The sequence below is a fragment of the bacterium genome (assembly GCA_024228115.1).
Taxonomy (GTDB): Bacteria; Myxococcota_A; UBA9160; order UBA9160; family UBA6930.
On sequence record JAAETT010000333.1, the window covers coordinates 1 to 20,832 of the forward strand.

The window sequence follows — 20,832 nt, forward strand, 5'->3', positions numbered from 1 at the left end:
GCCTCAGGGGCGCGCCGAGCTGCGGATCGCTGCCGAGGCCTCCACCCGCCAACGATTCAATCGGGCCATCGAACAACTCGCCGCCTGACCCGGACCGATACCCTCAGGGGCCCGGATCCAATGACGGATTGGGGCTAGCTGCCGAGCTCCGGGTTGACCACGATGCGCGGGGTCACGAAGACCAGGAGCTCCTTGCGGATATCCCGGACCTCGTTGTTCTTGAACGCGTTCCCCAGCAACGGGATCTTGTGGAAGTACGGCACGCGGCTCTCGGTCTCGCTCTTGTCGACGACGTAGATGCCGCCGATCACGAGTGTCTGACCGTCCTTCACCAGGGTCTCGGTCTCCGCCTCGTTCTTGGCGATGGCCGGGGAGCCCGTGGGCGTCTCCACGCTGGTGTCGGGCGCGTTCCGCTGCACCGCAATCTGCATGATGATGCTCTGATCTGCGGTGATGTGCGGCGTCACGTCCAGGCGCAGGACCGCGTCGATGAACTCCAGCTTGGCATCGCCGTTCTCGAACGTCTGGAAGGGAATCGAGACACCTTGCTCGATGCTCGCCTTCCGGTTGTCGAGGGTGACGATGCGCGGGCTCGAGATGACCTTGCCCTCGCCGTAGCTCTCCGCCGCCTCGATCCGGGCTTCCACGTTCAGGCGCTCATCCAGGATGAAGGCGCCCAGGTCGAGGAGACCGTTCGGGACCGAGGTGATCGGGTTGGAGACCTGCACGTGATTGAACGTGTCGGTGAAGCTCGTGAGCAACGAGTTGTCGTGGAACACGATGTCGTTGCCCAGACCCAACCGCTCGTTCGTCTTGGCCGGACTGGTGTCATCGAATCCGTCGGTGAGCGGCTGGACACCGAAGGCCCAGGTTGCACCCAGTTCCTTCGTGAAGTCCAGATTCGCTTCGACGATCTTCGCCTCGATCATCACCTGCGGCGTCTGCGTGTCGATCGCCTTGATGAGGGCCGTGGCCTCGTCGATCACCGATGCGATGTCCTTCAGGATGACGGTGTTGGTGCGCTCATCCACGTCCACGCTGCCGCGGGCGGTGAGGAGCCTCTTCACCATCTTCTCGATTTCATCCACATCGGCGTAGTTCACCGGCTGGAGCTTGACCACCAGGTCTTCCAGCTTCTCCCGTGCACGACGCTCCTGGAGGCGAGATTCCTCTTCGGTCTTCAGGAGATCCGCGGCCGCGATGCGAAGCACGTTGCCAACCCGAACGAAGCCAAGGCCTCGCGTCAGGAGCACGACGTCCAGGGCCTGATCCCAGGGCACATCCACCAGGCGGATCGTGACCTTTCCGTTGACCTCGTCACCCGCGATGATGTTGAGGTCCGAGACCTCAGCAATCAGGCGGAGGACATCGTCGATCTCCACGTCCTTGAAGTCGAGCGAGATACGGCGACCCGTGTAGGCCTTGCCGTCGACCAGCCCACCTTCGGCGAGGATCTCGACCGCGTCGCTATTCGGATCCATCGAGGCCGGCATCGAATCAGCCGGCACCTCTGCAGAGGCGACATCGGAGAGCATCGGGATCTCGGAGGCCTGCTGGGTTCCGTTCTCGAAATCCACGAAGAGCAACGCGCCCTCCTGGCTCACGACCGGCTTGGCCCCTTCCTGCGCTCGAATGACGACCCGAACCTCGGGCTCGGCGGCCTCCGGCTGCTGGAACGCGGTTACCAGCGAGACGGAAGCGGGTGCCGTCGGCGCGATGCGAACGGCGGCGTCCGGATCGATCGTGGCTCCCTTCAGGCTGATGACCGTCGTGTCGGGCGACGGATGCGTCTTCACGAACTCGGCCGGCCCCTCGGTCACGATGACGACCCGCTCGCGAGCCTCGTCGTTCTCGATCTGCACGCCAAACATGGTGAGCGTCGCCGGCGCAGCTTCTTCCGCTGCGTCGAAGCTCTGCTCGTCGGCCCAGACCTCAGCCGTCTCGGTCGGCTCTTCGGCTACGAGAGCCTCCGTCGCCTCTTCAGCGACCGGAGTCTCTGCAGTCTCGAGTCCGACCTCTTCGGATTCGGCCATCTCGGGCTCGGCAGCCACCTCTTCCATGGCCTCTGTTTCGGTTTCCACCGGTGCAGATGCCATCTGGTCAGCCGGTGCAATTGCGTCGCCGAGGCCAAGCCAGAGGCCCGCCGCGACGGTCACGATCTGCACGTCATCGAAGCCCTGGGCTGCGTCGGCACCATCGAGCACCACGCGGACCTTGTCTTCGTGCTGCCCCAGGCGGATTCGCGCGACCCGGTCACCGCTGATCTCGAGTCGAGAATCTTCCACCTCGCTGACGAGGCCCGGGAGATCCACTACGAGCCGCTCCGGATCCTCGAGGCCGAACCACGTGGCGCCCTCGATGCTTCCATCCGCCTCGAATTGGACCGTCACTCCGCTGCCATCCGCATTCGCGACGACACCGGTCAGCGTCGTAGCGGGCGTCATCGGCGCGGCTGCAGGCGTGTCCAGCTCCGCGGCTGCATCGTCCGACGCGACCTCGGCGCTTTCCGTCGTGGCCCACGGGTCCGCTTCGGGAGTGTCTTCCGTCGCCGCCATGGCGTCCGCCGAAGCAGCCGCCATTTCGGGGGCCGCTGCGTTCACGCGAATCTCGAGACGATCCTCGAGGTCCACCACCGTGTAGTCACCGGCGGCCGCGAGCGAAACCTCGACCCGCGTGGACGAAGCGCCCTCGTGGGAGAAGCTCTCGACCGTGACCTCGTCGATCGTTCCATCATAGATGGCGATCGCCTCGGCGACGTCACCGGGGGAGACCCCAGCGAGATCGATGACGATCCGCGACGGCTCGTCCTGCTTGAACGCGTTGTAGACCGGCTCTGTCAGCCCATTCAGGCTCACGACCGTTGCATCGCTGTCCGCCTCGACCGTCACCGACGAGAGCGCCGCAGGTGCTTCCGCAACAGGCGCCGGCACCGGCGTCGATGCGCAGGCGAGCAGGGAGGCCATGCAGATGGCGCTCACCGCGAGCCCCACCCTTCCAAAGTTTCCGTACATGGTGCTAGCGAACATCAAGCTCACCCTCCCTCAGACAACCGAATGCGCATCACGATCTCTTTTTCCGTCTGCTCTCCGTGGAAGTCTTCGTACTTCTCACGGACCATCATCTCGCTATCCCCGATCGTGATGATGAGACCCTCGTTCTTGCCGACGCGATCGCCTTCTTGAACGATGTAGGCTCTTCCGGAAGGGTCGATGACGAGAGCGCGTTTGCTGCCACCCTCCCAGACCACTCCCGTGACGGACAGCTGGCTCAGATCGAACTGCTCCAGCGGGCCCTTTGCAGCCTTGTCGACTTCCTTGATCCGATCGAGCACGAAGGATCGAAAGGGATCCCGTTTGCCGATCGGGTCGTAGACGTAGGCGCGTGCATCCGCGACGCTCACGCCCTGCTCGCCGTCAGGCGTCGCCTCCGCGGCAGGTGCAGCAGCCTTCGCCTTGCGTGCGGAAGCCGGCGCTGCGGCGTTGCCCGTGGCCGTCTCTTGACAGCCCAGAGCGAGCAGCAGAAGCGCTGCGCACCACACGATGGCGGACCTTCGATGGTTCATCACTTGCCCCCTCGCTTCCGAGCACGCTTGCCCTTGGCTTTGCCTTTGCCTTTGGCTTCCTCGGCCGCCGCGCCTTCCGGCGGGGCCTCGACGAAGCGGTAGGTGGTCGCCTCGCCACTCACCTTGAGAACCGTCCGAATGGTGTCCTCGCGGTTGATGGCGATCTTGAGTTCACCCATGTTCACGATCCGCGGAAGCCGCGAGACCTCGTCGAAGAACATGGCCGCGTCATGGAACTGACCGGTGAACTCGATGTTGATCGGGACCTCGGCATAGAAGCCCTTGTTCACCTCGCCCTGGGGCCGGAAGCCCTTGAAATCGAGGCCGGCGTTCTTGCCCAGGCTGGTGATATCGGTCAGCAGCACCGGCAATTCCTTGCTATCCGGCAACTGCCTCAATGCCACGGCGAGTTTGCGCTCGAGCGCCGCGATCTCCGCTTTCACGGCTTCCTCGTTGCTGGCGACCGCCCGCACCTCCGCCAGCTTGCGCTGGAGCTGCAGGTGCTGATCGCTCACGGATGTCAGCTGCTGTTTCGCTGGCAAGTAGAGGAAGTAGACGTACAGCGCCGAGATCAGGATGAGGATCGTCGGTACGATCGCCATTCGATAGGCACGCGGCAGCTTGTTCAGCTTGTCGAGCTGCCCCTGAAACTGGTCGAGATTCAATTCCAACGAACTCTCCTACTGCCCGAGATCCACGGCCGCGGTCTTCAACACGGCCTTGCGGGCCTTCGGTGCTGTAGCCCTGGCGCTGATTTCGAAGGCGTTCAGCTTGAGCCCTTCCTTTTCCTTCGCCTCGGTGCTCAGCAACTCGACGTTGGAGAAGAACGGCGACTGGTTCAGTGCCGTCAGGAAGACCGCGACGAGCTCGTTGTCGAGACTCATCCCCTTGATGCTGATCTGCTCACGCGAGGTCTCCACGTGGGTGATCCAGAGGCGATCCGGCGCGTGGGTAGCGAGCTCATCCAACATGTGGACCGGGCCCGCACGGCTCGCGAACAGGCGCTCGATGACCTCGAGCTTCTGCTCGATCTCTGCCTTGGTCCGGCGGTATTCCTCGACCTGCGCGAGCTGAGGCCCGAACTTGTCGATCTGCCGCTGCGTATCCGCGGCTGCCGCCTTCACATCAGCCAGCTCGTTCAGCAGGCTCCAGTGGAAGAAACCGGCAATCGCCAGGGCCCCGACGAGTGTCGCAGCCAGGCCGACTGCGAGCTTCTGGGCTCCCGCCTTGCGGCGCTCTTCGCGTACCGGAAGGAGGTTGATCGTAATCATTAGTCGTCCATCCTTCGCAGGCCCAGGCCAACGCTCACTCCAAGCAGGGGCGCTACCTGGTCCAGGTACTGCTGATCGAATTTGCTGGAGGGAATCACCCGGGCCAGCGGGTTCAACATCTCGACCGGCAGGTTCGTCTTGCCTTGGAAGGCGGTATCCAGACCGGAAACCCGGGAACCACCCCCGGAGAGCACGACCTTGCCGATTCGAGCCTCAGCTGCCGTCGCGGAGAAGAAGTCGAGCGAGCGACTGATCTCCCCGAGGACGGTCTCGGTGACCGAGCGCATTGCCTTCTCGACTTCCTGGGGAACCACTTCCTGGCTCTCCTCTTCCGGACCTCCGCCGATCTTCAGGCGTTCGGCCTCCTCCCAACCCACGGAGAGCGCCTTCTGGATCTCCTCCGTGTACACGTTGCCGCCCGTCGAGACGTCCCGGGTGAAGGCCGGAACCCCGTGATCGACGATGTTGATGCTGACCACCTGGGCTCCGATGTTGACCAGCGCAACGACTTCTTCCGGGTTCGGGTCGTAGTTCACCTCGAAGGCGTTCTCGACGGCGAAGGCCGCGACATCGATCACGGAAGCCGTGAGACCGGCCTCACTGATCACCTGGACGTAGTCGTCGATGAGATCCTTCTTGGCGGCGACCAGCAGAACGTCCATCTGGCCTTCGGCTTCGCCGGACTCGAGGATCTGGAAATCGAGATTGACCTCGTTGATATCGAACGGGATGTACTGCTCGGCCTCCCAGCGGATGGACTCTTCGAGCTCGTCGCGCGTCATCATCGGGAGGCTGATCTTCTTGACGATCACCGAGTGGCCGGAGACCGCAGTCGCGACGTTCTTGGATTTGATACCGGCTTCGTCAACCGCCTGGGAAATCGCATCGACGATCGCCCCGGAGTTCAGGAATGCGCCCTGAACGATGGCCTCGGGCGGCAGCGGCGCAATGCCGACATGCTGCAACTCGATGCCCTTGCTGCGTTTGACGAGCTCGACGACCTTCACTGAGGAAGAGCCGATGTCGAGACCGACGATCGATTTGGACTTGCCGAACGAGAAAGCCAACGTCTCTCCTCCTAATCGCCGCTAGTACCGCTCCGGCACTTCGTGCACCGGAGAAGCGGGGAAGTTGCTGGGTGCCGGGCCGAAGACCTTGTCTTTGTCGACGACCTTCAATCCGAGCGCGACCAGGATCTTTCGCTTCGTGTCCAGGCGGCAAGGCCGACCCGCTTCGATGCGATCGATGGTGAGCGTGGACAGACCCGCCTTTCGGGCGAGCTCTGCCTTGCTCATCATCTGAGCCTCGCGAATGCGCTGTACGTTGTTGCTGGGCACGGTCTTCCCCCCAAGGTCGACTGGATGCCTGTTTGGGCGCCCCCGCCCGAACGATTCCCCTATCGTCCCGTGCTTTCAGGGACTTGAGCCGCTGAGTGGGGGCTTCGTGGTGTCGCACGTCACTTTTTCCAGGTGGCATCTCCGGGCTCCGTAGAGGCTGGAACCGAGAGGGCCTCACGCCCTTCCACCCAACCGCCGATAGGGCGTGCTGGGAGGCCGTAGAACGGATGTCCGAGCGCATTCTGATCGTGGACGACGATGACGCCCTGAGGGATAGCCTCGGCATGTTCCTGGCTGCCGAAGGGTTCGATGTCGTCCTGGCGGACGGTGCGATCCGGGCTCTGGAGCTGCTGGAAGCCGCCCCGGTCGATCTCGTGCTCTGCGATCTCCGGATGCCCGGAACCGACGGCCTGGAGCTTCTTCCCCAGATCCACGGGCGTTTGCCCGGGGTCACGGTCCTCATGATGTCCGCCTACGGCTCTGCGGATCTTGCCATCGAAGCCATGCAGCGAGGCGCCTACGACTACCTGGCGAAGCCCTTCCAGCCATCCGAGGTGCTCCTGGCCATCCGCAAGGCCCGCGAGCGGGAACGGCTGCGCCGCGCCAATGCCCTGTTGCAACGCGATGTCGATCGGGTCATCGGTACCCGCCCGATCGTCGCTGCGTCCGAGGCCATGATCCGAGTCCTCGAGCTCGTCGAACGCGCCGCGGAATACAAGGCAACCATCTTGTTGACCGGCGAGAGCGGCACGGGCAAGGAAGTCCTGGCGCGGGCGCTTCACTCCCAATCCGGCCGCCGCGACGACTCCTTCGTGGCACTCAATTGTGGGGCCATTCCAGAGGCACTGCTCGAGAGCGAGCTCTTTGGTCATGCCAAGGGAGCTTTCACCGGTGCGGACCGTGCGAGACGAGGCTTGTTCGTCGAGGCGAATGGCGGAACGCTCTTCCTCGACGAGATCGGCGAAATGCCCCTTGCACTCCAGGTCAAGCTGCTCCGTGTTCTCCAAGAGGAAGAGGTCCGCCCCGTCGGCGAATCGAAACCGCGCAAGGTCGATGTTCGCGTCCTGGCGGCCACGGCCCGCAACCTCCAGCAGGAAGTCGCGGAGGGCAGATTTCGCGAGGACCTCTTCTACCGTCTGAATGTCCTCCACATCGAGGTTCCGGCCCTCCGAGACCGTCGGGAGGACATCCCCCTGCTCGTGGATCATTTCGTGGACTCGTCGAGCCGCAGCCTCGGAAAGCCGATCCGAGGTGTCGCGGACGACGCGTTGGCGCGGCTCACGAACTACGCGTGGCCTGGGAATGTCCGGGAGCTCGAGAACGTGATCGAACGGGCCGTCATCCTCGCCGACAGTGAGCGGATCACCCTGCGGGAGCTGCCTCGAACGGTCGCCGACGACGCGGCCTCCCCTGCTGATTCGCTGGAATCCGGAAATCTGTGCTTGAAACGCGCCCGAAGGAAGTTCGAGGCGGACCACATCCTCCGTGCACTCGAGGCGACCGGCGGAAACCGCACACATGCGGCGCGTCTCCTCGAGATCAGCCACCGTGCCCTGCTCTACAAGATCAAGGAGTACGGCCTCCGGAAGCGCGAGGGGTAGGAGCCTGCCCTTCCGCTCAGGGGATGCGAGTGACCGCCCTGTCCTCCGGATTCCAGCTTTGGACCCGGAGATCGAACGTGCGCCAGAAGCACCGATGGCCGAACCCCAAAGGCAAAGGGCCCGGCCATCGCATGTTGCCTGACGGGAGGGTTCTACTGGGCGACGATCGGCCGCACGGTGATCGCGGTTGCATTCACCGTGTTTCCTGAACGTACGCCCACGACCTTCACGACGACGTGTCCAGGGGCCACGTCGACCGGGTTCGGGATCTCGGAAAAGTCGATGCGTGCACCTTCGGTATCGCGAATCTCGGTCTGGTCGCCTGCCTTGACCGTGATGTTCTCCTCGAGCAGCAATGTTCGGCTTCCGGTCGTGACACTCTTGACCATGGTCTCGTTCGTCCAGGCCCACGCTCCACCCGCTGCCAACAAACTCGTTGCCAGGATGAGAGCCACAAGGCTGTTTCGAAGCGTCTTCATCATCGTTCGATCTCCGATTTTCGTTTGATCTTAGGGATCTTCGACCTTTGAGGGGGCGTTAGTTTTCTCGCCAGAAGTGCTGGCCGTAGCCGTCGCCCCCGCTGTTGAAATCGCCCGGCGGCTGCCAGAGCGCACCATCCTGCATCCGGACGATCACGGTGGTGTCACCGGACTTGTTGTCCATCGTCACCTGCGGGTTCGACGGCATGCCGTCTCCCATATCCGACTTGACAATCGTCGTGGTCACTCCGGTTGCCGAATTCGTCACGTCCATTCCTTCACCGCACGTAATCGAGTAGGTGTAGAGGGTCGCGTCTCCCACGGCTCCGCAGGCCACCACAGGAGCTGGCGTGAAGGAAGCAGAGATGATGAATTTCGAGAACACCACCGTTTGCGTGACGAACTTCTCACCATCTCCGACACCGCGAACATAGAAGCCCTGGCCGGTCGGTGACACACAGGTTCCCAGGGTCGTGGTGTAGTCCGCCGCGCCGGGCACCCCACCGTCCAGGTCCGACTCCGTGAGCGTCGCCGGCGTGGGGTTCGCGTTCATCAGCAGGTCCACATCCTTGATGGAGTAAAGGCGCGAATCTTCCAGCGTGGTCGGCTGGAGGCCAGACCATTGCAGGTTCGCGCGCTGACCCGTTCCAAAGGCCATCCAGTACTTGCCGCTGATCCGGGTGAGGCCGGCTCGGAAGAAGATGCTCTTCCAGTACCGGATTCCGCTGCCCGCATCCAGATGGCTGGGCGCCTGGAAGTAGCGAGCGAACGGCCAGTTCGGCTGCGTCGTGGTCAGGGCCGTGTTCAGGATGGGATCTTCTCCCACATCTTCGACCACCCACTTCCACATGTTGCCGCCCAGGTCGCCAATCAAGATCACATCCACGAAGCCGTCGAAATCGACGTCGAAGACGCCGGGTGTGGAGGCCACCGAGAAGAACATGCTCTTCTCCGGATTCGCCGGGTCGTAGGTAACGGCCGACGGATCTGTCGTTGCGACGACGCCCGTGGGATCGAACTTCTTCATGGCCAGCAACTTGCCCGTGGCCAGGTCGATCATCATGATCGCTCGGCCTGCCTTGGCGGTCGGGTCGTAGCTCGTATGGGCGTTCGGATCGCTCGTCGGATCGTAACCAGAGCCAACGATCGCCACGTAGCGGCCGTAACCGCCGGCCACGGTGCCGTCATCGACCCTGACCTTCGCGATGACCGGCTCGGACCAGGTCTGGCCCATGTACGCCACGTGGGTGCCAGTATCGACCTCGTTCGGGAACTCCCACATGTAGCAGGGGTATTTCGGCGACGTCGTTTCCTTGCACGCCTGTGCACCGCTCGGGTCCGTGAGGTCGAGAGCGTAGTAGTGCCGTCCGCCCTGACGAAGGCCTGCCACCGCGGTGGTGTGCCAATCCGTCCAGGTCGTCGCATCGTTCAAGTCCGCGGTCCGCGGATCACTCGGAAGGTAGGCGTCCGCCACGGCGACAGCGCCATCGACAAAGTAGAAGTCCCGCCCGTTGTCATCACGCGGCAGTTCCTTCGCATTCTTGCGCGCCTGATAGGGCATGAACCCGGCGATCTCGTCGCCTGTTCCGTCGTCATATCCGCCCTTGCCGGAATTCAACGCCGGGTCCCAGGTGCCCGCATCGAAGATATGGAAGAAACCGCCGTTGCTTCCGGCAACGATCACCTTCTTGCGCGTCGCGTAGTTGCTGGCGAAGGCTTTGTACGAGAGCTTCGTGTTGAAGTCGGACGGGAACTTCACCACGGTCGGGTTCGAGTGGAAAATGTCGCCCAGCAGCCACGTCCGCTCGACACAGCCCACCCACATCGTGCCCAGCTCGCAACCTCGGACAGCCTCGACGATCATGTTCGCCAGGTTCACGGAGGTCGTCGGTACCAGGTTGGCCCCGAAATCGTACGTGCCGATGTCCGCAACCGTCACGCCCAGATCAACGTCCGTGACGAAACCGAGATCGAAGGGTGCAATGATCGGAGCCGTGCCTGCCCCGTTGAGATGGGACATGTAAAGATTTCGGCCGGCCTCACCATTGCTGACGGCCACCTGCGCGATATCCCAGAGGGGAACCGCCGAGCTCAGGAAGTCGCCCGAACGGCACTCCGGATCGTTGAGTGCGCAGTTGTTGTTCTTGTCGAGGATCTGGGCGGCCGCATTGATCTTCCAGGCGCGAAGATGGCCCTGCCAGAACCCGTCGGCCGCGCTCGGGATGAAGTCACTGGTGTAGAGCCGCTCGTCGGCGCTTGCCCGGCCCGCCGGGACAGTTGCGGACGTGAAAGCCTGAGACTTCAGGAGAATGTCCGTAATGGCCAGAACGATGTCGTTGGCCAGGGACTGCGGATCATTGCTCCGGTAGAACTGGCCGCCACCCGCGTTGGCGGCCCGCTGCAGGATGTCATCCGCGAAGGGCGACGTCGTGAAGCCGACGGTATAGATGTCCATCGTCTGTTCCTGGCCAGCATGGGCAGGCAGGTCCGGACGAGAATCCTTGTCGTGCATGAACTTGGCAATATCGTCCAGGAGCATGCTGCCATTGCAGCACCAGCCAGGCGTTTCGGTCTCGTCACCGAGAATGTAGTCACCGATCAGGTTGTTGTAATTCGCGAACCCCTGATCGGTATTGCCGCCCTGGGGCGTGAAATCGTCGCGGGTGGGCTCACCGTCCGTGATGATCACGACGAAGTTCTTCTGGCACTCGAACTGGATAGGACTATCCGGGACGGTCGGCGCGCCCGAGGTGTTGTACGGTCCGTTGTTCGGGTGGTCGGGCTCGTACTCGTACTCGGGGAAGGTCCCCGAAGCGGCACCGGGGACGCGTTCTGAGAGCACGCGGCTCTGGAAGTAGGTGTAGACCTGGAACAGGGTTTCCGCGAGCGGGGTCCACGATTCACCGGTGAGATTCGCGATGGCATCGTCCAGGTGGGAGCCGTGCGCCTGGTTGACACCATTCAGGTTGTAGACGTTGGGTGTGCCGCCGGTGGTGTTGTAGTCCTCGGCTGGGACAACCACATAACCGCCGTTCGGGTCCCCGCCGCGTCGGAACTGGGCCATTCCGAAACGCACGGCTCCTGCCGCGTTGACCTGACAGATGACCTCCTTGAGAATCTGCTTCGAGGCGTTGATCCGGGCCCGGCGGTAGATGTGATACGTACCACCGCCGACACAGCTCGAGAGCACTCCGTTGTCCAAGGCTACAATCTCTGCAATATCGCTCGCGGATGCAGTACTGTAGAGCCAGTTGAGGTACCGGCCCGACCAGCGAGTCCGGCTGCCCGTAGCATCAACGGCCGGATCCAGAAAGATCTCGCGAGCCGAGGTCGTGCAGCCGGCTCCAACGATGGCGTGGGTGCCCGCACGAAAATAGTGTTCGCCCGGGTCGGGGAAGGTGTTCGCATCGGTCGAATTGACGAAGTAGGAATCGCCGTCGGTGAAATAGCCGCAAGGCGGTGAGACAGACGGATCGTAGTTCGGATGCCAGACGACGTGATGCATCGAGCCGGAGTTGTCCACCATCAGCACGACGTTGGGCGGAACCGCCGTCGTAAAGAGCGCCTGATCGTCGCCCTGAGCGGTAGCGCTTCCGGCGCCCAGAATGACGGCGGCGAGAAGCGTGAGGGTCAGAGTTCTATGGAACGTGGGAGCCTGCATGGCGATCTCCTGGCTTGCGCGGTCAGCGCGCGACGTCCTGTAGAGCAAGCGGCGTGCCGGCCCGGCTTCGCCTCCAACTCCTTGATTTCTTGGGAGTTTTTACCCTCGGACCGAAACCGGCCGCAGCCTTTGCTGTGCAGTTCCGTGCGAGGTACGCAGAGATCTGCGACGTGCCTGACCTCCGACCATCAGGGCGCCGGAGAAGCCGGGGGAGCGTCTTCACTACCCAACGCGACATCGACGGAAAAGCCGAACGTGGTGGCATCTCCACTTGCGTCCCGAACACCGACGATCACCTCGTGCTTTCCGCCTTGGCTGGCACCAGGCTTCCATTGCAACATGCCCGTGATGCCGTCCATGCTCATGCCCGAAGGACCCTTGTCGAGGTAGAAGCGCAGGTTCCTGTCACCGTCCGCGTCCTTCGCCGCGAACTGATGCTGGTAGGCCCCGTCGGCTCCGCTCTTCTCTCCTTCGGAAGCGATGGAGGGGGGCGTGTTCCCGAGCTCGGTCTGGATCGTGTAGGGCTGGCTCAGCCGGTCCCCGTCATCCGCCAACACCTCCAGCGCGATCTTGTCGCCGCGACGCAGGCCCTTGGTCTCGAATACGCGCTCTTCGCCGCGCACGGAGCCATTCACGGACCATTCGTAGCGGTAGGTCAGGCGATCGTTGTCCGGGTCCTCCGCTTCGGGAGTCGCCGTGACCGACATGCCAGCTCGCAGGTCCTGATGCGGCTCGAGGCTGAGAGCGGTGAGTACGGGCGCCCGATTGCCAACGCCGAGCCGAAGCACCATGGGCGTGCTCTCGTTCCGACCATCCGTTGCGGTCGCCGTCAGCGTGATCGAGTCACCCTTCTGGATGTCCCGAAGCACCATCACGGGCTGTTCGGTCCGCAGGATCTCCTGGCCGTTGCGTTGCCAGAGGAAACTGAAGCGGACCGCTTCGCCGTCCGGATCCGCTGCCTCTGCGATCACGTGAAGTTCGCGGTCGGCGAGGATCTCTCGAGGCGAGACGTCGAGTCGAGTGATCGTAGGTGCCGAACCGGCGGCCGCGTACTCGCCCACGGCGTCGGATTCGGCTTGCTGCTCGACCATCGGTCGACTCCCCACGCCAGTGGGTGCTTCCTCAGCACTACAAGCCAAAAGCGCCAGGGCCGCCCCGCCAAGAACGAGCCAGCGACCATGTTTCGCTACGTCCATATCCCCTCCCCCAGCGCGCGCGTCGGCGCGCTACCTCATCATCGGCTTGACCGTCACCACATCGAGACGGGAGGTCGATCCACCCGCGCCGAAGCCCGCGCCAAGAGCGGCGGGGCTCTGCCCGACCACCGTGATCCGCCAGAGCGTTCCCTGTCGATGGGTTCCGCCCACCTGGAGGTCGTCGCCGTCCATGATCTCGCCCGGGCCGAAGTAGTGGATCGGCTGCGGATTCGTCGGGTCGGGCGGATTCGGGTCCGCGTAGTAGCGGGGCAGCTCGTTGCCGGCGATTCCGCTCTGCCACGCCGCGTAGTTCGCAACCTGGCTGATCCGCGTGGGCGCCGCCTGGGTCGGGAAGGCCGGAACCGGGCCAACGCCCGGAAGATCCGTCGTATCGCCGATTTCGTGCTCGACGACGGCCCGCGCGTACGCAACGCCAGCCTCGGCTGCGAAGAACGCGTTCTGGTTGCGATTCTGGAAGCCTGCGACCTGGTTGTCGCGGGTCACCGTGTTCATCGCCGCCATGCCCATCCAGCCCATCAGAACCAGCATCAGCACGGCAACGAACATCGCTGCGCCGCTCTCACGTCGCCGCTTCGGTTCGTTCGCCGGGTCGGCTTGTCGTCGCGGCTTCAGATCGTTCATGGGTCGAGCTCCTGTCATCACAGGCTGTTGATGCGATGGCCCACGTTGCGCGGGCGAATGGCAAGGGTGTGAACGCGTCGGACGAAGGCATCGGCGGCCGGCTGGGCGGTGTTGCGATTTTCCAGGTTCGGGTACTGGCCCTGAGGCGTGGCGCCGGTTGCCAGCACGTTCGCGTCCTGGGCTCGCGTGCGTAGGAGCAGGTTCACGCGGATCTCACGAAGGAGTTGGTTGTTCCGTTGGTTCTGCACGTACTGCGCACCAGCCAACGGGTCGGCTGGAGCCGCTGTTCGGGCCCCGAAGTACTCGCCGGGGTCCTGGACATCGTCGATGTCCAGGTCGAACCAGGCTGCGATCTGCAGGTCTTCCACATCCTGGGCGATCACGAGCCCGTTCCGAAGCAGCTGGGACGCCACGGGAGGCACGGCGACCGCGCCGCCCTGGTCGATCTGGTACACGGTGGCAGGAACCATCACGAGATCGCCCCCGGGAGGGACCAGATTCGCCGCGCCGGGAGCATACGTGCCGCCGGGGAGGCCGAACGTCCAGTCCACCTGAAGCCTCACTGGCGTCACGGAGCCGGGAACGACCCGGCCGCAAGCAACGCCTGCTCCGGCGTTCGTCTGGTCGTAGACGATCACACCTCCCGACTGGCTGAAGGGCATGGGCAGCCCGGCCGTCGGTTGCACATCGAAGAAATCGCTATCCAGGGTCGCGTCGCCGTCCACATCGTAGAACGGCGCTCCCTCCAGCACGGTGTTCACGATGAACGTATCCGTCCCGGTCCCCGTGTACTCGACGTCGGTGATGTCCACCACCATGTTCGAGGCAGGCTGGTCCGTGGGGTCAAAAGGCCCGTCATCGCTCACGACCAGGATGTCCGGTGCACCCAGGAGATCGACCGCGCAGAAGACGCCTCCCTCGCCGGTCATGAAGCCGGTCGTCCGCATCTCTCGTTCGATGATGTCCGAGACGATGCGCATGTTCTGCTGCACTTCCGTCACCTGGTCGACGACCGTGTAGGTGCGGCTCTGGCGAACGAGCATGTCCGTCAGGTAGACAGTGATCAAGGCGAGGATTGCCATCGAGACCATCATCTCGATCAACGAGAAGGCCTGATGTCTGCGGGTCGTGGGTTCGATGGTCACACCATTCCCTCAGTCGTTGTATCGGACACTGGAGATCACGTAGGAACGAAGCGGAGCGCCCGCTGGGGCATTCGGATCCGCCCATTGGACACGCACGTCGAACTGGAAGGTGTCGGCTTGGAGCGCGGGATTCGGATCGACGAACGGCGCAATCGTCCAATCGAGCTGATACTGCTGGGCCTGAGCCGCGCCTCCACCACCTGTCGTCACGCCCGTCAGCGGAACCGCAACCGTCCAGCCACCCGTCGGTGCCAATCCGGCGAAGGGCTGGTGGTGCAGAACCTCCATCTGATTCTGGGCGAAGCGGGCCGCTTCGGTCGCGTTCCGACCGTGGCGGCCGCCCTTCATGGCCTGGATCTGCATCGTCAACATCACGAGCAACCCGCCGGCCAGGATCGTCAGGGCCATCATCACCTCGACCATCGACAAGCCGGCCAGCGTGCGGCGCTCGTGCTTCAGTTCGTCCATGTGGCACTCCCCCGCTCGAAGCTGTGGATTCGCGTGGCACCGAGCGGTGAGATCACGACAGAGAAATCACGCGCCTGAGCTGCGGTGGTGGTATTCGTCGTCAGGTAGAAGCCGCCGGTTCCGGTTCCGACGTTCCCCTGGTTGCAGACGTTGTCGGGAAGCACAGGCACACCGTCGGGCCGCATCAGCACGAGCGGTGCGGTGCCGGCCCCGATGAAGGGGTACGTCGTTCCGGCCGCCATATTGGCAGGCGTCGAGCCCTGATCGGTCGGTACGGGAGCGGCGGCCCAGGTTGCACCCCATGCCAGGCTGGTTGCGACCGCCGTGTCTTCCGGGAAATTGACCTGGGTCTCGCCAGCGTCGATGCAGCAGTTCTGGGTGACGTTGTCGAGAAAGACGATGATCGGCTGGTTCGCCGGAAGCACCGTCCCGCAGAGATCGCGGTTCCGCGGCGCGCCAATGTTCACGTACACGCCGTACACGGATTCTTCCTGGATGGCATGGGTACGCGCCAATTCGAAGGCCCCAGCGATCTGTCGCGCCATGAACTTCGTCTTGTTGTTCTGCTGGGTCTGGCGCCAACTCGTCACGCCCATCGAAATGACGACGGCCGCGATGCCCATGACGAGGAGCAGCTCGAGCATGGTGAAACCGGCCTCGCGCCGATTCATACGAAGATCACCTCGTCGTCGAATCACCTGTTGACTCCTCTCGCCTGGGGGCACACGCCAAGCGTCACGCAAGCGTCATGCCGAAGGAGGAAATCGGCCAAGCCGCGGTTCTTCTTGAGCTTTCGGTAGGTGGAAGGCCGGGGAAGAAGCGTCCAGGCTGCGCAGCACCTTGCGGGGTCCGCAATCGTCTTCACACCCGCGGCGGCTCCCGAACTTCTCGCCCCTCTTCCCGTTCAACCACCGGCAACCGAAGCGCCATCGCGGTGGCGAAACCCTCCGGCGGCGTCACACACTCCACGACGCCTCCGAGTTCCTCGGCCAGCCGGGCGCTGTTGGCCAATCCCAGCCCGGTGCCTTCGCCCGGGGGCTTGGTCGTGTAGAACGGGTCGAAGATGCGCTCCCGGTCCTTCTCGGGAATTCCACAGCCGTCGTCGCAAACCAGGCACTCGACCGCATCCAGACGCGCTCGACCGAAGGCCCCCTCGATGCCCTCCTCCCCGCGAGCCACGAGGGGCGCCGGCCGCAGGAGCAGTTCGACACGTGCACCCTCGCGATCTCCAACTGCGTGCGCAGCGTTCAGGAGCAGGTTGAGAAGAATCTGGGTCACCGTCGAAGCGTCCGCCGAAACGAGCGGCAGCTCGCCCTCCTGGCTTTGCGAAAATGCGATGTGGTGGTGGCGTCTCCCGGCGGAGACCAGCACGAGGGTCTCTCGCGCGATCTCGGCGAATTCCATAGGCCGTGGTGTCGAACGCTGAGGCCTCGAAAAATCGAGGAGCTGACGGAGGATGATTCGAACCCGTTCCCCCTCGCTCCCAGCCCGGCGGAGGTGCTCCCGACTCCCCTCACCGAGGGCGGCATCTCGTGCCGCGAGATCGATGAATGCAAGCATGGCGCCGATCGGATTGCCAACCTCGTGCGCCACACCTGCCGCCAGACGCCCGACCGATGCCAGCCGCTCGGCCCGATCCAGGCCCTCCCGCGTTCGCCGAAGCTCGCGATTGGCACCGCGAAGATCGGTGATTGCCTTCTCCAACTCGCCGCTGCGCTCTTGTAAGGCCTCGGTCATCTCGTTCAGTGAGCGACCGACGGCGGCGACCTCCTGGGGGCCTTCTTCAGGCGCCCTCACCTCCTCCTCGCCCTGCCCGATTGCGACCGCGGCCCGGGCCACGTCCTCGAGGGGACGAATCAGTCGACGCCGGAGCAGCCAGCTTCCGAAAGCCGTGAAGATCGCGACGTTGACGAACCCCAACGTCGCAACCACCGTGAGCGGTGCGGAGCGCAGCTGAAACGAGGCATGTTCCGGGAGCCGGGCCATCGCAACCCCACCGTTGTCGAGCGGCGCGGCGAATCGGATCCGGCCACCAAGCCTTCCGAGTTGAAGAAGCGGTACACCTTCCGAACGAACCTGCTCCGCCAATGCCAGGGTCGTCTCGTCGATCTCTCCGGCGACCGGGCCACGGGTTCGCGCACGTCCGTCTGCTCCGAGCGACCACCATTCGGTCCCGGCAACCACAGCGTCGAAGGGCGCGGCCGGCCGTGCAGCCTCCGCAAGCAACGAGCGTCCGAGCACGCGCTCCAGACTGCCTTCGTGGTGGGTCACGAACACCGCCACCAGCACGATCGTCGCCAGGAGCATCACCAGCCCCAGGCTCAGCAGGACCTCGCTGCGCAAGCCCAGCGAAGAAGCCGTCGTCGGCCGGGCCGTCGCCATCACCTACGGTGAATCGTCGAGGCCCAGCTTCTCCAGGCGGTATCGGAAGGAACGGAAGGAGACGCCGAGCAACATCGCCGCCTTCTTCTTGACACCACCCGTCCGGCCCAACGCTTCACGAAGAAGTTCCCGTTCGACCTGGGCCAGCATGCCGTCCAGATCCCCACCCTCTTCCGGAAGCCGACTGCTGGCCTCCGGGGCGGAGCGGGGAGTGAGGATCGCAGGCGGAAGGACATCCGAATGGACCGTGCCCCCCTGGCTCAAGGCCACGGCCCTCTCGATCGTGTTCTCGAGTTCCCGCACGTTCCCGGGGAATGCGTAGTTCTGGATGAGCGCCATGGCATCGTCGCCGATGCGATCCACGGGCCGATCGAGTTCGAGGGCGAATTTCGCCACGAAGTGTTGAACCAGCAGCGGCACATCTTCCATGCGTTCCCGAAGAGGCGGCAAATGGACTTGAATGACGTTCAATCGATAGAAGAGGTCCTCACGGAAACGACCGGCGACCACCTCCTCTTGCAGATCCCGATTGGTGGCGGCCACGATCCGGACATCGACCGGCTCGTCCGTGCTATCGCCGACGCGTCGGACCTTCCTGTCCTGAATCACACGCAATAGCTTCACTTGAAGGGGCAGCGGGATTTCCCCGATTTCATCGAGGAAGATGGTTCCCTTCTCCGCGCTTTCGAAGAGACCCGCGCGGTTCTCGACGGCACCCGTGAACGCACCTTTGACATGGCCGAAAAGCTCGGATTCCAACAGGTTTTCGGGAATCGCACCGCAATTCACCGCGACGAACGGGTGTTCGCCCCGGTCACTCTGGTCGTGGATCGCCCGGGCGACGAGTTCCTTGCCCGTGCCACTCTCGCCGCTGATCAGGACATTCGTCTTGGTGGGCGCTACCTGGGCGACGAGCTGATAGACCTGCTGGATGGCATAGCTCGTCCCGACCATCGTGCGCGGGCGTGTGCGGCTTTCGAGCTCCGAGCGGAGCCGCCGGTTCTCGCTCGAAAGAAGCTTCTTCTCGAGAGCCTTTTCCACGACCAGGCGCAGTTCATCGACCTTGAAGGGCTTGGTCACGTAGTCGTAGGCGCCTCCCTTCATGGCTTCGATGGCGGTTTCGGTGGTGGCAAATGCAGTGATCATGATGACGACGGTGTCGGGCGCGGAATCCTTGATCTCTCGAAGGAGATCGAGGCCGCCCTTGCCCGGCATCTGCACGTCACTGATCACGACGTCGAAGTCGTCCGCGTCGAGGGCCAGGAGAGCCGTATCGACGTCTCCGGCCGTTACCGCGTCGTATCCCTCGCGTGCAAAGAAGATCTCGAGGAACTCGCGCATGCTGCGCTCGTCATCGACGACGAGGATTCGGGCGGGGTGATCGCTCATGAGTCCAGGGCCTGCAGCGGGAGACGCACTTGAAACTGCGTGCCCGCTCCTTTGCGGCTCTCGATCTGTACGGTGCCCGCGTGGTTCTGGACGATCCGGTGAACCACCGCGAGGCCAAGGCCCGTGCCTTCGCTTCGCGTCGTGAAGAACGGATCGAAGACCCGCTCCAGAACGTCGTGGGGGATCCCCACACCCGTATCCGAGACCACCAATTCCACGACGCCAGACGCCTCCTCCGAGGTGTTTCGGCGCCCGGCGACGCCCTCTTGAGGCTCGCCCCCAGCATCCGCTTCGATCTTTCCCACACACAGCCGAATTCGGCCCGGACCCTCTACCGCATGCTGGGCGTTTCCGAGCAGATTCCAGAGCAATTGCTTCAGCTGCAACGCATCCCCGTCCACCATCGCCGGGGAAGCCACCTCCACCTCGAGCAGGACATCTCGGTCCAGCGCCGTCTCGAAGGCTTCCGCGACTTCTCCTGCGAGCCGTCCGAGATCAAGAGGCTCCATCTTTGCAGGAGCCGGCCGCGCGTACTGGAGAAAGTCCGTGATCAACTGGTTCAAACGCTCGATCTCGCGTAGGACGATTCCCATGAGTCGGCTCTGGTCGGCGCCATCCTCTTCCGGCGGAAGTGTCGACCGCAACATCTCCACCGAGCCGGAGATGGCCGCCAGAGGGTTGCGGATCTCATGGGCGATCGACGCCGAGAGCTGGCCGATTCCCGCCAACCTGGCATTCCGTTCGAGCTCGCCCTCCAGCCGGACCACTTCGGTCACGTCCTGGAAGATCACCACGCAGCCCGAATCCGGAGCATCCTCGTTCTTCAGGCTGGAGATGGCCACCCCCAGGAAACGCTCCTCGCCGTCCGACCTCTCGAATCGGAACCGCGCGCGGCGGCGGCCTGACGAGTCGGACTCGCGCAACACCTCTGCGATTCCCGGCAACACGTCTTCGAGCCGGGCACCCAACGCCTGCTCCGCCGATGTCGCCGTGATCCGTCCTGATTCCGGATTGAATGACGTCACCCGACCCTCGGCATCGGTCGTCAAGACACCACTCGTCAAGCTCTCCACGATCCGCTCATGCAGCGAGCGAAGCTCCGCGAGATCACAGGCACTTGCCTCAAGGCGTTCGTCGGCGATCCGCAGTTCCTGGGCGAGGCCACTGCCGAAAAGCGCAACCAACAACATGGCCCCGGTGTGCGCGCCCCATAGCGTGAACGCGAAATCCGCCGGCGTGGCGGCCAACCCACCCATGGGGAAGCCGATGCCTACCAGGGTGGCCGCACCGAAACCGATGGAGGCGCCACCTGCGGTGCCGTAACCACCCCGCCGGTCGAAGAGCAGTGCTCCGAATACCACCACCGGCAGAAAGAGGAAGCTGAAGATCGATTCGGCACCGCCCGTGAAGATCACAAGGGCCGTCACCAGGCCGAGATCCGCCACCAACTGGACGGCCGCGAAGCGCCGGAGGTTCCGCACGAACGGTAGAAGCGCCGCGTACAACGCCGTCGCGAAGAACGCGACGCCAAGGGTCCCATACAGGCCGAGTTCGGCGACCTCTGTCGTCAGACGGCCTGCCCCGACAAGCGTGAGGGCAAGTGCCAAGGCCCCCACACAGACACCGAGCCGTGCGGCCATCACGCGCAGGACGCGCGCGTGGAGGGCGTCCGCCCCCCGTCGTTCCATGTTCGCGCCTA

General features: G+C 63.8%; 17 protein-coding genes. 1 reads left to right on the forward strand and 16 read right to left on the reverse strand.

The window, feature by feature from the left end:
- Nucleotides 1-134: 134 nt before the first annotated feature.
- The 6 genes from pilQ to GY937_14630 are packed head-to-tail and all read right to left on the reverse strand — an operon-like array spanning nt 135 to nt 6,170.
- Nucleotides 135-3,029 carry a type IV pilus secretin PilQ gene (gene pilQ / locus GY937_14605; GenBank protein ID MCP5057933.1) on the reverse strand — a complete coding sequence of 965 codons (2,895 nt, stop codon included), beginning with the start codon at nt 3,027-3,029 and terminating at the stop codon, nt 135-137.
- 2 nt (nt 3,030-3,031) lie between these two features.
- Nucleotides 3,032-3,562 carry a pilus assembly protein PilP gene (locus GY937_14610; protein ID MCP5057934.1) on the reverse strand — a complete coding sequence of 177 codons (531 nt, stop codon included), beginning with the start codon at nt 3,560-3,562 and terminating at the stop codon, nt 3,032-3,034.
- Entirely contained in the window at nt 3,562-4,233 is a 672-nt protein-coding gene (locus GY937_14615; GenBank protein ID MCP5057935.1) for a type 4a pilus biogenesis protein PilO, read from the reverse strand. The genes GY937_14610 and GY937_14615 overlap by 1 nt, the downstream gene beginning before the upstream one ends.
- A 9-nt stretch (nt 4,234-4,242) precedes the next feature.
- Complete coding sequence (locus GY937_14620; GenBank protein MCP5057936.1) at nt 4,243-4,833, reverse strand: PilN domain-containing protein; 591 nt, start codon at nt 4,831-4,833, stop codon at nt 4,243-4,245.
- Nucleotides 4,833-5,900, reverse strand: coding sequence for a type IV pilus assembly protein PilM (pilM, locus tag GY937_14625; GenBank protein ID MCP5057937.1), 1,068 nt, complete (start codon nt 5,898-5,900; stop codon nt 4,833-4,835). The genes GY937_14620 and pilM overlap by 1 nt, the downstream gene beginning before the upstream one ends.
- 21 nt (nt 5,901-5,921) lie before the next feature.
- Complete coding sequence (locus GY937_14630) at nt 5,922-6,170, reverse strand: helix-turn-helix transcriptional regulator (GenBank protein MCP5057938.1); 249 nt, start codon at nt 6,168-6,170, stop codon at nt 5,922-5,924.
- Between the two features lie 227 nt (nt 6,171-6,397).
- Between GY937_14630 and GY937_14635 the strand changes: the two genes are divergently transcribed.
- The gene (locus GY937_14635) at nt 6,398-7,771 is read left to right on the forward strand and encodes a sigma-54-dependent Fis family transcriptional regulator (GenBank protein ID MCP5057939.1); all 1,374 of its coding nucleotides are present in this window, start codon (nt 6,398-6,400) and stop codon (nt 7,769-7,771) included.
- 152 nt (nt 7,772-7,923) lie between these two features.
- Here GY937_14635 and GY937_14640 read toward each other — a convergent pair whose 3' ends face one another.
- The 10 genes from GY937_14640 to GY937_14685 all read right to left on the reverse strand — a co-directional run bounded on the left by GY937_14640 (nt 7,924) and on the right by GY937_14685 (nt 20,821).
- Nucleotides 7,924-8,253 carry a hypothetical protein gene (locus tag GY937_14640; GenBank protein MCP5057940.1) on the reverse strand — a complete coding sequence of 110 codons (330 nt, stop codon included), beginning with the start codon at nt 8,251-8,253 and terminating at the stop codon, nt 7,924-7,926.
- Nucleotides 8,254-8,308: 55 nt separating this feature from the next.
- Nucleotides 8,309-11,911, reverse strand: coding sequence for a hypothetical protein (locus tag GY937_14645; protein MCP5057941.1), 3,603 nt, complete (start codon nt 11,909-11,911; stop codon nt 8,309-8,311).
- Nucleotides 11,912-12,099: 188 nt separating this feature from the next.
- The gene (locus GY937_14650; protein ID MCP5057942.1) at nt 12,100-13,107 is read right to left on the reverse strand and encodes a hypothetical protein; all 1,008 of its coding nucleotides are present in this window, start codon (nt 13,105-13,107) and stop codon (nt 12,100-12,102) included.
- 30 nt (nt 13,108-13,137) lie between these two features.
- Nucleotides 13,138-13,749, reverse strand: a complete 612-nt coding sequence (locus GY937_14655; protein MCP5057943.1) for a hypothetical protein — start codon at nt 13,747-13,749, stop codon at nt 13,138-13,140.
- A 17-nt stretch (nt 13,750-13,766) separates the two neighbouring features.
- Nucleotides 13,767-14,894, reverse strand: a complete 1,128-nt coding sequence (locus GY937_14660; protein ID MCP5057944.1) for a prepilin-type N-terminal cleavage/methylation domain-containing protein — start codon at nt 14,892-14,894, stop codon at nt 13,767-13,769.
- Between the two features lie 9 nt (nt 14,895-14,903).
- Nucleotides 14,904-15,362, reverse strand: a complete 459-nt coding sequence (locus tag GY937_14665; GenBank protein ID MCP5057945.1) for a hypothetical protein — start codon at nt 15,360-15,362, stop codon at nt 14,904-14,906.
- Nucleotides 15,350-16,060 carry a prepilin-type N-terminal cleavage/methylation domain-containing protein gene (locus GY937_14670; protein MCP5057946.1) on the reverse strand — a complete coding sequence of 237 codons (711 nt, stop codon included), beginning with the start codon at nt 16,058-16,060 and terminating at the stop codon, nt 15,350-15,352. The genes GY937_14665 and GY937_14670 overlap by 13 nt, the downstream gene beginning before the upstream one ends.
- A 163-nt stretch (nt 16,061-16,223) precedes the next feature.
- Nucleotides 16,224-17,747, reverse strand: coding sequence for a HAMP domain-containing protein (locus GY937_14675; GenBank protein MCP5057947.1), 1,524 nt, complete (start codon nt 17,745-17,747; stop codon nt 16,224-16,226).
- Nucleotides 17,748-19,133 (reverse strand): sigma-54-dependent Fis family transcriptional regulator, encoded by a 1,386-nt coding sequence (locus tag GY937_14680; GenBank protein MCP5057948.1) that lies wholly within the window; start codon nt 19,131-19,133, stop codon nt 17,748-17,750.
- Entirely contained in the window at nt 19,130-20,821 is a 1,692-nt protein-coding gene (locus tag GY937_14685; GenBank protein MCP5057949.1) for a PAS domain S-box protein, read from the reverse strand. The genes GY937_14680 and GY937_14685 overlap by 4 nt, the downstream gene beginning before the upstream one ends.
- Nucleotides 20,822-20,832 lie beyond the last annotated feature (11 nt).

Bases quoted from the DNA above. Each gene is read 5' to 3' on its own strand.
- GY937_14680 (MCP5057948.1), bottom strand. From the start codon at position 19,133: ATGAGCGATCACCCCGCCCGAATCCTCGTCGTCGATGACGAGCGCAGC.
- GY937_14610 (MCP5057934.1), bottom strand. From the start codon at position 3,562: ATGAACCATCGAAGGTCCGCCATCGTGTGGTGCGCAGCGCTTCTGCTG.
- GY937_14635 (MCP5057939.1), top strand. From the start codon at position 6,398: ATGTCCGAGCGCATTCTGATCGTGGACGACGATGACGCCCTGAGGGAT.
- GY937_14655 (MCP5057943.1), bottom strand. From the start codon at position 13,749: ATGAACGATCTGAAGCCGCGACGACAAGCCGACCCGGCGAACGAACCG.
- GY937_14650 (MCP5057942.1), bottom strand. From the start codon at position 13,107: ATGGACGTAGCGAAACATGGTCGCTGGCTCGTTCTTGGCGGGGCGGCC.
- GY937_14620 (MCP5057936.1), bottom strand. From the start codon at position 4,833: ATGATTACGATCAACCTCCTTCCGGTACGCGAAGAGCGCCGCAAGGCG.
- GY937_14645 (MCP5057941.1), bottom strand. From the start codon at position 11,911: ATGCAGGCTCCCACGTTCCATAGAACTCTGACCCTCACGCTTCTCGCC.
- GY937_14685 (MCP5057949.1), bottom strand. From the start codon at position 20,821: ATGGAACGACGGGGGGCGGACGCCCTCCACGCGCGCGTCCTGCGCGTG.
- GY937_14665 (MCP5057945.1), bottom strand. From the start codon at position 15,362: ATGGACGAACTGAAGCACGAGCGCCGCACGCTGGCCGGCTTGTCGATG.
- GY937_14640 (MCP5057940.1), bottom strand. From the start codon at position 8,253: ATGATGAAGACGCTTCGAAACAGCCTTGTGGCTCTCATCCTGGCAACG.